General features: G+C 43.0%; 14 protein-coding genes. 5 read left to right on the top strand and 9 right to left on the bottom strand.

The genetic code is table 11. The features are described from left to right. The first annotated feature begins 40 nt into the window (after positions 1–40). A complete protein-coding gene (locus AACR09_RS14935; RefSeq protein ID WP_004731601.1) occupies positions 41–250 on the top strand; it encodes a hypothetical protein in 210 nt (69 codons plus the stop codon). A gap of 231 nt (positions 251–481) precedes the next feature. On the opposite strand, the gene AACR09_RS14930 is transcribed toward AACR09_RS14935, so the two are convergent. Continuing rightward, the gene (locus tag AACR09_RS14930; protein WP_102454493.1) at positions 482–1075 is read right to left on the bottom strand and encodes a hypothetical protein; all 594 of its coding nucleotides are present in this window, start codon (positions 1073–1075) and stop codon (positions 482–484) included. A 266-nt stretch (positions 1076–1341) separates the two neighbouring features. Here AACR09_RS14930 and AACR09_RS14925 point away from each other — a divergent pair, with 266 nt between their 5' ends. Both AACR09_RS14925 and AACR09_RS14920 read left to right on the top strand, forming a co-directional pair. Continuing rightward, positions 1342–1503 carry a hypothetical protein gene (locus tag AACR09_RS14925; protein ID WP_017077492.1) on the top strand — a complete coding sequence of 54 codons (162 nt, stop codon included), beginning with the start codon at positions 1342–1344 and terminating at the stop codon, positions 1501–1503. A 260-nt stretch (positions 1504–1763) separates the two neighbouring features. Continuing rightward, a complete protein-coding gene (locus AACR09_RS14920) occupies positions 1764–2303 on the top strand; it encodes a DUF3332 family protein (protein WP_102451224.1) in 540 nt (179 codons plus the stop codon). Positions 2304–2448: 145 nt separating this feature from the next. On the opposite strand, the gene AACR09_RS14915 is transcribed toward AACR09_RS14920, so the two are convergent. From AACR09_RS14915 to AACR09_RS14900, 4 genes are read right to left on the bottom strand one after another with little or no spacing between them, the layout of a single operon-like run. Beyond that, a complete protein-coding gene (locus AACR09_RS14915; protein WP_065681714.1) occupies positions 2449–3102 on the bottom strand; it encodes a potassium channel family protein in 654 nt (217 codons plus the stop codon). Beyond that, positions 3103–4203, bottom strand: coding sequence for an AI-2E family transporter (locus tag AACR09_RS14910; RefSeq protein ID WP_193835294.1), 1101 nt, complete (start codon positions 4201–4203; stop codon positions 3103–3105). Between the two features lie 22 nt (positions 4204–4225). Further along, a complete protein-coding gene (locus tag AACR09_RS14905) occupies positions 4226–5245 on the bottom strand; it encodes a DUF2955 domain-containing protein (RefSeq protein ID WP_193835293.1) in 1020 nt (339 codons plus the stop codon). Continuing rightward, the gene (locus AACR09_RS14900) at positions 5235–6356 is read right to left on the bottom strand and encodes an HlyD family secretion protein (protein ID WP_193835292.1); all 1122 of its coding nucleotides are present in this window, start codon (positions 6354–6356) and stop codon (positions 5235–5237) included. Before AACR09_RS14900 ends, AACR09_RS14905 begins: the two co-directional genes overlap by 11 nt. A gap of 159 nt (positions 6357–6515) precedes the next feature. On the opposite strand from AACR09_RS14900, the gene AACR09_RS14895 reads away from it, so the two are divergent. Then, positions 6516–7511, top strand: a complete 996-nt coding sequence (locus AACR09_RS14895; protein WP_193835291.1) for an AraC family transcriptional regulator — start codon at positions 6516–6518, stop codon at positions 7509–7511. A 37-nt stretch (positions 7512–7548) separates the two neighbouring features. Here AACR09_RS14895 and AACR09_RS14890 read toward each other — a convergent pair whose 3' ends face one another. Continuing rightward, positions 7549–8616 carry a sensor domain-containing diguanylate cyclase gene (locus AACR09_RS14890; RefSeq protein ID WP_193835290.1) on the bottom strand — a complete coding sequence of 356 codons (1068 nt, stop codon included), beginning with the start codon at positions 8614–8616 and terminating at the stop codon, positions 7549–7551. Between the two features lie 118 nt (positions 8617–8734). Continuing rightward, the gene (locus tag AACR09_RS14885) at positions 8735–9739 is read right to left on the bottom strand and encodes a Solitary outer membrane autotransporter beta-barrel domain (RefSeq protein ID WP_054545669.1); all 1005 of its coding nucleotides are present in this window, start codon (positions 9737–9739) and stop codon (positions 8735–8737) included. Between the two features lie 343 nt (positions 9740–10082). On the opposite strand from AACR09_RS14885, the gene AACR09_RS14880 reads away from it, so the two are divergent. Next, positions 10083–10550 carry a hypothetical protein gene (locus AACR09_RS14880; RefSeq protein ID WP_193835289.1) on the top strand — a complete coding sequence of 156 codons (468 nt, stop codon included), beginning with the start codon at positions 10083–10085 and terminating at the stop codon, positions 10548–10550. A gap of 110 nt (positions 10551–10660) precedes the next feature. On the opposite strand, the gene AACR09_RS14875 is transcribed toward AACR09_RS14880, so the two are convergent. Continuing rightward, positions 10661–11860, bottom strand: a complete 1200-nt coding sequence (locus AACR09_RS14875; RefSeq protein ID WP_193835376.1) for a carbohydrate porin — start codon at positions 11858–11860, stop codon at positions 10661–10663. A gap of 115 nt (positions 11861–11975) precedes the next feature. Continuing rightward, positions 11976–12635 carry a DUF3299 domain-containing protein gene (locus tag AACR09_RS14870; protein WP_193835288.1) on the bottom strand — a complete coding sequence of 220 codons (660 nt, stop codon included), beginning with the start codon at positions 12633–12635 and terminating at the stop codon, positions 11976–11978. Positions 12636–12693 lie beyond the last annotated feature (58 nt).

The raw sequence follows: 12693 nt of genomic DNA, 5'->3' as shown, positions 1-12693 counted from the left end.
TATCACGCGACAAATCAGTCAATAAACTAAAAGGTAATAAATGCTCAAGATTAAAATAGACTTACACAAAGAAGAAATTTCATGGGTCACAGAGATTCGACAGCTCAATAGCGATATACTCCACCGCCACATATTGCCCAAGCTACAACATCACAGTTATCTCATCGATTTTGAATTTAATGAACGAGAAAGCATCGGAACTATTGTTTCAGGCAACGGAAACACCCTAGGACATTTCACACTCCTATAGCATTTCCCATAGGCTACAAAAAGAAACACCGTTTAGTCCCAAAGATGTAAAAGATGTCACCCTCAATTCGCTCTAGCAGAACAAAATAGAGTAGAAGTAAAACAGAACAGAAACCTAGCCCTTTTTGCATTTCACACGCGGCTAACGCTAGCTAGGTTATCGTACTTCTATTGAAACCAACTTATATCAAACTCTGAATCACCAATGAGTCATTATCAGTGCATTCATGGACTAATAAGTTAACGGTATCGACCTTAACTTCTGATCAAGAGTATATAAGTGTTCTGCAGCTTGCATGTGTTGAGGGTAATCACTGAATTTCTCACGATTCTCCTCATTCATCTTACATGTCTCATCCACCAGCATTAATTTCCAATACAGCTTTGTTGTATGCAGCATCGCCAGTAAAGGTTTGAATACCTCTTTTTCATAAGCTTGAATCAATTCTTCAATCAACTCATCACGTTCGTCTTCACTTGCGATTGAACCATTGGTTGCCGACAACACTTTTTGATACTTCAGATTTTGTTGCAGCTTATCCATAACCGTTTGGTTTTCTTCCGCTAACTCAACAAGTTTCGACTTAATGATATTTACCCAATTGGCTTGGCTCAGTACCGCGTCATCAACACTGGTAAAGTCTTCTCTTATCTGTCGCTCCACGTCTTTTTGAGCTTTCTTTAAAACGGCGCGCACCTTTTGAAAAGGCAGCTGATATTCCTTACTTAGATCGATAATCAGTTTATGAAAACCACCATTTGGAAGGTGTAAGTTTTCCTTAAACGTCGCCATTGCAGCTTCTTGCTGATCGGTAAGGTGAGTCATTCTGTTTCCTATTCTTTATCACTTATGGTGCTGAGCCCGCGATCATACCACTATATAACCTCGTTTTTTCGGTAACTTGATAGGTTACACCTAGCTATGCCGTTAAATTCTCTCAACCCTTTCTCTTTTGGCTATCTATTAATCCATATGGCATGAAATGGTAAATCTATCTCTGCGAAAGTTCGTACATTACGTGCTCAGGGTATATCGCCAGACAGGAGTCATTACTTACATATGAAAGACAACAGCGAGAAATGAGAAACCATATGACCTATTCAGAATACAAAGAATCCGATCTGCATAAGTGCGTTAGCGTTGGTGCAGAAGCAACGGTATCAATCGCCAAGTTTACCGTTAAAGCCACTACCCTTTTATTTCGATTTTTCCGCTGGCTTGTCGTATCGGCTTATACCTATGTGATGAAGTAATTCTGTATTGGAGTCGTTGTTTTCATTACGACTTATCCAAATACTCAAAAGCGCGCCCTATTAGGTCGCGCTTTTTTTATGCTCCGATTTTTGTAGCCAGCTTTTCTATGTCCGTTTTTTCTAGATCTAGCTTGTGATGCCTAAAGTACATAACCAATTTTCTATCGTCAGTGGCGTTAAATGGTAAAACTATGAATCGAATAAAAACCATACTACACCTGTTCCAACAAAACAGACTTCTAACTTATACAGGTACTAAAATGAAAAAGATTGCACTTAAAATTGTAGGACTAACGGTTTTGGCTTCTGCGCTAACTGGTTGTATCGGCAGCAACGCCGTAACAGGGAAAGTGATGAAATTTAACGTTGAAGTTGTCGATAACCGCTATGCTCGTGCAGGTGTAAACTTCTTATTAGCGCCTGTGTACGGTATTACAACCGCAGCCGACTATGTCGTATTCAACTCACTTGAATTTTGGACAGGTAAAAACCCAATCAGTGGCTCGCCACACGTATTTGATACAAAAACAGATACACACTTCGAAGTGAACGACGACCTAGACCCAAGCCTGAAAGAAGCCCCTGTAGGCCCAATTTCAAACAATCGCACGATTGAAACGGGTGAGATGATTAAGATTAACGAAAACACGGTTCAAATGGACATCGTCTATACCTCTGGTGAAACGGCAACTCTGACAGGTATCAAAGAGGGTCAAAACGTTAGCTATTACATGGATGGTCAGCTTGTGTCACAAACGACCATCGCTGAATTAGAGAAGATACAAGGCACTGAAGCTTAAGGTTTGTAGCTCACACTAAGGCTTAAGATTCGTAGCCCATAGGGAGTTCAATCTCAAAGCTAGGTTTGACTTTAAAAAGCGTAGAATAGAACAAACCCGGCGATTGCCGGGCTTGTTTGTATGTGCTCTATTATTTGTAAATGCTCTATTGAGACTGTGTAAGCCGAATACTCACCAAACTTGCCACCATTATAGCCAAGTAAAAACTCCCGATAATGGATTCCATAAACACGAAGAACTGAGCAATAGGTAATGCCGGTGATATGTCACCATAGCCAACCGTAGTCAACGTGATAAAGCTAAAGTACATCGCATTAAACAAATTGGTTAGCCAGATTTGCTCTTCTAACCCATTAAAGGCGTTGGGAAATATTTCTAAAATCAACAAGTAGATGGTTGACCAAGCGAACCCCAACAACAAGTAAATACAGATTGACCCAATAATGTGATTGGGCGTCACCGTTTTGGCTTTCATCACCTGTTTCAACGCCGAGTAAATGTGTGAAAACAAGAACACAGCCAACGCTGATAGCGTCACTATCGACAGGTTATAGCCTTCCAAAAACGAAAACACACCAGACACTAGCGCCGTAATCAATAACAGCCCATACCAAGAGCGATACAAAGCTCGCTCTTTATGGATGCCAACAATTGAACTCGCCAGAGTAATGATGATGAGAAATAGGATTGTTTTCTGGCCTTGCGGATAAAACTGCTGCATCACCGCGCAACCAAAAAACAACACCAACAGTGCATAGAATAAGAAGTAGAAGTTGTCGTCTTTAGAGACTGGCTTCATCTATTGTTCCTCTGCCTCTGCTGGTTTTTTCTCAGTTTCTTGTTGGTTTTTCTCTTCAAGCCCAAGCCACGCCATCATCAGCTCATAGCTTAAACTCAGTATCACAGCACCAACAAACAGACCAACGATGCCTGACATCGCCATTCCGCCCAACGCACCAAGCAAAATCACCAACATTGGAATGTGAGAGCCACGGCTCAGAAGTACTGGCTTCAAGATAGCGTCACTGCCGCTTACCAAAATACACCACACTAAGAACAAGCTCGCCGCCAGTGTCGATTCAACACTGAACATGTAAATAATGGCAGGTAACAAAGCAAGAATCGGCGGCAACTGAATAATAGCGACCAGTAACACCGCTAGCGCCCACAATGCCGCGGCTGGAACACCCGCGATAACCAAACCAATTGCCGACATGATAGATTGAATCACAGCAACACCAATCACACCTTGCACAACGCTGCGCACAGTCGATTTAGATAACTGCACGAGCTCTACGCCTTTGCCATCCGTTAAACGAACCACTAAGTGAGTCACACCGGTTTGACATTTATCGGCGTTACTCATGAACGCACCTGCAATGATGGTTGAGATAATAAATTGGACAAAACCACCGCCCAATGAACCTAAGATCGATGCCATTTTAGAAGCAAATACCTTAAGTTCGTCTGCATACGTGATAAACACGCCCTCTATATTCGAAGAAGCATGGACCAAGGCGGCATAAACTCTTTCGCCAACTAATGGGATATCTTGCAAGGACTCTTTGGGTTTCGGCAGAGACAAGGTTCCGTCCTGTAGCCCTGTCATTAGGTCCGAAGCACTGGTGTAAATACCGGAAGAGAGCGCAACTAAAGGAATGAGCAGTAACAGTACTCCGATAAAGCTCAGTAATGCGCTGGCTTTTCCTTTCGACATTCCCGTCTTATTTGAAATGGCGACAGCAACTGGATAGAGCGCAGTCGCAATGATCGCCCCCCAAATAACCAATAGAATGAATGGGCGCAAAATCGAGAAACACCAATACACGAGCATGGCAATTGCTGCGATCTTGATGGCAGCGTCTATCGCCTGTTTTGAAAAATCATCGGTTAACTTCATGAGACGTCCTTGTAAGACATAATTAAGGCTGATTTTGTAGGAACTTCCAATTCCGAGTTTCTAGGAATAAAGAAGCCAAAATCATATATATACCAATTAACACTAATTGGAATATGCGTATAAGAGTGTTGCTATCGATGTCGCCTGAGCTCATCAAAGTGCTACCGACAAGTACTAACAACGTACTAAATGCAGTGGCGAAAATCGGCGCTTTTTCGGGAACCGTGTAGATCTTGGTAGCCATGAGAATGGCAATAAGTCCTATAAACAAAGAATAGAAGACAATGTTGGGTACTATAGAAAGAATTGAAAAAGCCGCTATCGCGAGCAATCCCCCGATACCGTTACTTATCACTAGAAAAGCACTCAACTTTATCGACTTCTCTGACGTAATCATCAACGATAACAGCGCAATGAACATCATTGTCAATAAAGCTTCAGATATTTGAAAGATAAAGAAAAAACATACCACTGGATAGGAGATAATCATCGCCCTAAAGGCTGCATACCAACGCTGTTTCTTTTCGAGTGGCGCAGCAGCGAAGCCTGAGAACTCCGATTTAGGTTCAGGGAAGAAGACATGAACCAGCGCAAAAATAGTCACCGACACTACACCAGAAGTCGCTAAACCTGATGCCAACAATACAGAGACTCCGGGGTTATCAATCGCCATAAAAGGCAGCATCAAGACAGCAATCAACAATATGGTGGCGAAAAGGTTCCATTTAGGGTCGACAAACAAGTAGTAACCCCACAGCATCATTAACCCCACCAAAATCAGCAATGGAATTGGGTAATGGGTAATTCCTCGCGACAGCAATAAACCTAACCCCATCGTCACCACAACGGCCAAGAGCAATTCGTAGACCGTTTCCTTATGGAGGTTTGATTTATCAATTAAGAACTTAGCAGTGAACACTGGCGCCACAAACGCAAGTGGCCAGTTTATCCACGCCGCCAAGAAAACAGCCAACGTGACCCCGACAGTAAATCGCAGGATACGTTGCTGTGTTTGTTGGTCAGGAATCGGCTTATCGGACATAAGACAATACGCTAATCAGACGAATCCATACTTTGCCTATCGCGTTGAACACAAAGTTATCGCCGCTATAAACAATCACATCCGCTTGGCCACCCACTCGGAGCATGCCTGTCACTTCTTCATTATCAAATTCAATGGTGATAGGAAGCATCTGTGTTTGGCGCAACCAACCCGTTTGTTGGCTAGCTTGCGCAAGCTTACCTGCTTGATCATTTTGCCCCCAATCAACACCCCAATCGATGCTACTTACGCGCCCTTTTACCACTTTGCCCGGTGCGAAGTCTAACGCCACTTCAACTTCATCACCGACCGTTACATTACCAAGGCTATTTTCACGATAATAAGCTTCAATCCAGATATCTTCCGTCGAAACAAAAGTCATGATCGGTTGACCTGCTGATGCGTAAAAACCCTCAGAAAGGCTAAAGTTAGAAACGCCACCTTGTGTCGGTGCTGTAATCACGGTGCGCTCTAGGTTCAACTGTGCCTGTTCAAGTGCTAACAACGCCGCTTTCACTTGGCTGTTTTCCTGACCTTCTTTACCCATTTGTTTCTTAGCACGGTCAAGGTCAGCTTCTGCATTGACAACCGCCGCTCGAGACGTTGCTAATGCGGCTCTCGCTTTATCTGCATCTGATTTAGAAACCACACCTTTATCAGCCATCTCTAAAACACGCTTGGCTTGTAACTTGGTGTTTTGTCTTTCAACAATCGCTGAAGTGAGTTTCGCTTGCGCTGAAGCAATACTCGCGGTTTGAGCACCGACATTTTGGCCTGCAATCTCTAAATTTTGCTCGGCTTGTTGTACTGCAATTTTGTAATCAGACTCATCTAAAATAGCTAACTTGTCACCTTGATTAACCAGTTGGTTTGGTTGAACCAGTATATCGAGCACTTTACCCGACACCTCAGGCTTGATTGGAACGATATAACCTTTTACACGAGCATTATCAGTAATAGGGATGATGCGGTCTGAAATGACACTGAAGAGCAACATGAATGCAACAAACAACAATAGGTAGTTTGTGACCTTTCTTACTTTGTCTTTTCCATTTTCTTGCTGGCCAACTTCTTCATTGGCTTCTTGCTTATTCCCTTTGGTTTCTGACATGGGACTCCCTTCTAGATAACTAACATCAACAAAATTAATACTTTAAAAATAAACCCAGCGATGGAAAACTCAAGTAAATAGGGTTAGATTTAGTAAACAAAACGTTGCAAATGATATGCACGTCTAATAATGCAACAATATATACAGGATTGTATTCCAATGACCACTAGTCACTACCAAGTCCCGGTAATTCAAACGAACTACGCTAAAATTCTGGTTCAGGTTTTTTCTGACTATGGTCTTGATTTACATCTGTTGCTTAAAGATTCCGGTTTACCACCCGACCTTATCGAATCAGAAAGTGATTTTGTGCCATCGGAATCCATTAAGCGTTTAATTTATCTTACATCGGCACAACTCGGCGTATCTCGGTTCACCGATATTCTTGGACTCGCATTTCGACGTCGAATCATCCCAAATGTCTTGCATCAATTTACCGAATTCGAAACCATTGGTGATGCACTAAAACAGATCAATTCAATCTTTGCCTACGACTCCCCAGGCAGCAAAGTCGAGTTTATTCAAGAACACAGTCAGAGCTGGTTTTGCCGAACCGCCCCCGAAGACAATTCCCCTATGTTTCAATGGGGAGAAGCTTTTGCGATTACATATATCATTGAATTAATAACCATTTTATCCCAATCCCCATGGTTACCTAATAAGGTGCGTCTGCAAGGACATGACATCGATGTCGTCAAAACACTGGTGCCAAGTAGCTGCCAACTGTTTGTTGATCAATCGTCGACAGCTGTACTTATTCCTGAAGAAATATTACAACTCCCAATTCGCCTAACCTCTAAAGAACTCAGTGCTAAACCGACACTGATTGAATGGCATACCAGCTTTACCGATAGCGTTTATGAGCTTCTAAAGCCGTACATGAAAGAACAAGATCTCTCTCTCGAAGAAGCCGCTGAACTACTCAACTTTTCGGTGCGAACGTTCCAACGCAAACTCAAGAACGAAAACACCACTTATCGAAAAATCAAAGAGAATCTGATGTTTTCGGTAGCTTGCGAATTGATGGAAGAAGGCCACACGCTGACCTACATTTCTAGCCAGCTCGGTTACACCAACATCTCGCATTTTTCTCGTGCATTTAAGCGTGTGTCTGGTCTTACGCCGAAGATTTACCAACGCTCAATCTCGGCTTAAATACCGCTCTCACCGATTAGTTAATTGCAACACACGCCTAACCAAGGACAATGGGCGCTGCACTGCCCGAGCTAGAGCTAGAGCTACACACTCTATTTCGCCCATTACCTTTGGCGCGATAAAGTGCCTTATCCGCACTGCGGTAAGTCGTTTCAGCTTGCGCTTGTATTTCAGACACGCCACTGCTCACAGTCAGGTTCAGTGTTGTTCCTTTGGCAATCACTTCTTTCAATCGATACATCGCCTCAAACGCTTCTGCCAAATTAGTTTCGGGCATTAAGATAGCGAACTCCTCGCCGCCGACTCGCGCGACGATGTCGGTGTCTCGACTGTTATTTCTCAACAGTTCAGCGACCTCTTTCAGCGCTGAATCACCTTGGTCATGACCATGATTATCATTGATGGCCTTGAAATGATCTAAATCGATCAGCGCCAAACAAGAATGTGTATAACCATAGCGCTCCGCTAAGTTTGAATAATGGTTAAGATCTTTATCAAAACGGCGACGGTTCCAGCACCCTGTGAGAGAATCTGTGTCCACCAACATTCTTAATCGACGTTCTAATACTTTGCGTCGACTAATATCGGTAAAGGTCACCACATATTTATTATTGTGCGACAGTATTTCAGCTAACTTTTCGACAACCACATTCACAGTAAAATGTTCACCAAGTCGACTGACTCCACTCAACTCACCCTTCCATCTCTGGTTTTCCTTGAGTGAGCGAGTAATGGTCGATATTAAACTGCTGTTATTCATAAAACAGAGATCAGAAATCGGGCGAGACTCGACTTGATTAAAGGCATAACCTGAAACTCTAGAGAACTGTTGATTGACTTGTATTACCCTCAATTGACTATCGAGGATGATAAAACCAGCGACGCCATCAATGATCGCTTCAGACAAGCTATTCTTGCTTTGAGCCATTTCATGTCGATATAGGCGTGCAGTAATGAGGGTGCTGAGCAAAAACAACGCGCACACAGAAAAAGCCATGACTGCCGAAGAAGCCATACTCAATAACCACAAGCTAACTGCCATATTAAGGGCAAGTGTAGACACCACGAATAGCGGCATTTTTCGGTCAAAACTTAACTTATTCATAGTCTGCTCTAGTGATGGGCGAATGACTATGATGGCTAAGTTTCCACTAAGATATTTACCATTTTACGACACATACAAATTCAAATTATATGAGTACCATTAAGATCAACAACTTATGCTAATTATTGAGTAAGAATAGCAAGCTACCGCCACTGAGTGAGCTGCCATAATTGAAGTTAATTCCAATCCCGAAGTTGTCAAAAAAGTAAGAATCGTAAGGCACATCAAATACTAATCCGGCCCCGAATTCATAGTAATAGTGCGTATCTAAAGGAGCAGTCAAATCACCCGCGACATCGATTCTTGTTAAGTTATAGTGGATTTGAGGGTTATTAAGCGACCAAGCATCGAGCGCTACATTTTGCCTAAACTCGAGTTCATTAATGAATCGCATCCCTTCTGGGTTACCGATATCGCCATCGTTCGCTTCGCCCCAGCCTGTTCCATAAAAGTAACGAACTCTGGAAGACACATTCCAACTACCCCACTCCTTTGGTTGCAAGTATTGAAGTTTGACTGAAGGTTCTGCAACAAGCGCCCATGCTGATGTATTCAACGCGTAGCCGTCTAGCTGAGATTGAAATGCTTGAGAGTAGCTGTTGTTGTATTCGTATTTATTGCGGTAATAGAGCAAGTGAGTGCCTAAGCCATAGGCGATAGACCAATGCTGGTTTAAATGGTTTTGCCCTCCGAAAAAGCCATACAGGCCCAATACCGAGTCTTCATTTGGGTTAACACGACGGTCAGGAGTCACATCTGATGAAATCTCAATATCCTGTTCAGAAAGCGCATAAGACCCTCGCACAGACCAAATAAGGTCAAAGTCAGGGTCATCCGTTTTAATCACGGAAGAGTAAGGGATGGAGCCCACACTCACTTGGCTTCGAGTATCGATGGTTTTATCTGAGCCAAAACCACTGTCGTTTAAATTGATAAACGAATTAGGATCAAAATCCACAAAGCCAATTGAAATGGCATCGCTGTCAGTCAGCGCAATTGACACAGAAAATATCTTCTCTAAGCGGTTCTGAATCAATTCATTGGATGCATAGGCCGAGGAAGAACTGAGGCCCATTAAGAGCAGAATAATAGAACGGGGATAGTGCGATAGGGGTGAAAGCATTAAGTTGACTCCATTCAAACTTATGCTTCAAGTGTAATTGGTAACTTAACTAATTCAATCAGAGAGTTAACGGTGTGGTTGATACTGCTCTCAGTTCCAACTGCAAGAGCGTTGCTAAATCGATGGCTCCCCAAAGTTCTTCTACGTCTTGGATTCTAAAATGAATAATCATATGCGCCTCTGTCTAAATTGGAGTCTTATCTTGGATCATTCTTAAAACCCTTACTTACCATAATGCGCCAAACTGACTTTAAGACCTGTTTCGCATATAAAACAATAAGCGGTTGAAAATTATAGGATTAACTCCTAAGTTTTTTATAACCCTTTACTCAGGAAGTAGTAGATGAGCAATATAGAAAAAGTATATGGATTTAATACGCCCCAACGACTCTTTGTCGGATACACGCTTGCGGTACTCGTCGATTTAACCGTTCTTAATTTTTTTGATGAATACTGGGACTTCGTCAATATCGAGTCTTTCACCATCTCATTTGCAGCTGCGATTCTGCTCCAGCTATTGCTCAAATTGTCTATCGGTTTAGAACATAAGCTGGCTGATTACTTCAAATCTAAAGCGGGGACTGCGCCTAAGATTTATCGCGGTTTATCCAGTTACGTGATTCTAGTGGGCTCTAAGTTTGTGATGCTGGAAGCCATCAATATCTTGTTTGGAGACAAGGTAGACTTTACAGGCCCATGGAATGGTGTGGTGGCGTTCTTCGCTGTGGTATTCACTATTTTGGTCGCAGAGATTATCGTTTCAAAGATCTACTTCGCACTCGATGACACGCCCAAAACAGAAAAAGCATAGCCGCTTTTCATACACACCTAAGACTACAGACCTAAAACAAAAAAGTGAGCCTATCAAGGCTCACTTTTTACATCTATTCTTTACGTTTCAGCGATTAACAAGCAGAGAAGTTAGATAAAGACTCTCGCTCTAACACCAAACACCCAAGCGCTACTTTCATTGGAGAACGCAGGATCTTTAATGTATTGAATATCAGGTGTCACTTGGATGAAATCGTTGAGTTGCATGTTGTAGTAAATTTCAGCCGTCCATTGCTCTGTATTACCACTTATTGCTTTCGCATCAGCTGCAAAAGAATCACCATTCACTTCTGCCCAATTAAGTGCCACGCCTAAATTGTTGGTTGGTTTTCCTAATCCAAAGTAACCCATACCAACAGAAATCGATTTATCGTAAAGGGCAACATCCCCTTCAGAGAAACCACCACGTACAAACGGCATAACTGGATCAGTCATGAACTGACTCCATGAGAAGTTAACGCCCGAGCCACCTTCCGCAGCAAGGCTATTACTGTGGCGAGTATCGTCACCAAAATCCCAAAACGTCACATGGAAGTTATCGGTGTAGATCTGCTCTTGCGAAGCCGTCCAACCTAATTCCAGTGTTGTGAAATAAGAAGCATCGCTACCAAAGGCAGTATCAAAGCCATCAAACATATCATCTGATTTACCCTTTGCGTCCGCGATACCACCGACCACATAAAAATTCTCGCCCAACATATGACCGGCAGAAAGGGCCAATACACCGTCATCCGGCAAGCCCATCGCACCTGAGCCTGTCGAGAATGCCAAGTTAGTAAAGCCAGACCACGGGCTTGCTAGAGCGTAAACATCCGCATAGTTCGTTACATCCTGCCAACCGACGACAATGGTGCCTTTGCCATCGTTGATTTTTTGCTTCCAATTTAAGTCCGTAACACGGAACCCTTGGTCACTGTATGCAGGGCCAATTGCACCAACATAGCCAAGCGGGCCGAATGAATAGTCTTTTGGCGCAGTATCACCATAGGCATGCCTATGTTCCACCTTCCAAACCAGGCTACCTGAGTTCTGTGTGTCCTTACCTAATAGATGCCATGAACCGTATAATCGTGCCACACCCGACGATGCATCAACGCTATCGCCGCCAACCCCATCCCCAGAGGTCAGCCCCAAAGCAAAGTAATCTGCACCAAATGTAAAACCATCTTCAGCTAATGACTCCCTCCAAGATTTCTTTTGTGCTTTCTGCTCTGCAATTGTATTTTCAACAGAATCTGGGCCTTCAAAGTTAGCGCCGTAAACAACGCCGCTCATTGGACTAGCCGCCATCACAATTGCCATACTTATTTTAGAGAATCTTGAGTTCATCATGTCACCAGTGCTTTTTAAGTTAGTTTTATTTTATTCATTACTCACATTGAAAATTGTCATTTGATGACAACCATTAATTTTCTTTTTCATAATAGTCTTCGATCATCGAAGCTTTCATTTCATAACCCATGGTGAGGTTACTTTTACCATCGACTAGGAAGACCTCTTCAGTCACTTTGTTGGAGCTAAAGTCACCTTCTACCCACACTGGATACTGAACGTTCTGTACCTGAAAGCCTTCAGGGAAAGACACGCGCACAATCTGGTTTGCAGGTGGTGGCGGCATGTGGATACACGCACCCGCCACAGGCACTAACAGAAACTCTGTTGCTGTCATTCCCTCTGAGAACTCCAGTGGAACGATGAAACCGGGAACTCGTACTTTCTGGCCATCAAACTCTGTCGTGATAGCTTCGGCGTTTGCTTTCATGGTTTGCATGTATTCGTCACGCAGTGCGATCATTTCGTCTGCGTCCACGCCCTGCTCTTTTAGCGTTTGTTTGAATAATAGAACCTGTTGTTGAGCTTGCTCTTCCTCTGATGCACTCATTGCTATCACACCTTGTAATAGACGCATTTGTTGATCGGTGAGATCCGGCATTTCTACTTTCATTTCGTGAGACTCTGAGTTCAGATCTTGCCACTCAAGATTCATCGCAGTTTCAGCAAAAGTAGGAAAAGCAACGGCCGTCAGTGATACCACCGACAGGATAAGAGAAAGCATTTTTTGCATAAGGAACACCTTGAATAGAGGTGACCTACCCAAATAGATCACCCATTAAAGCTTAATT

This window comes from Vibrio sp. OPT20, from assembly GCF_963889365.1.
Lineage (GTDB): Bacteria > Pseudomonadota > Gammaproteobacteria > Enterobacterales > Vibrionaceae > Vibrio > Vibrio splendidus.
This window is presented reverse-complemented; position numbering and strand designations above follow the sequence as displayed.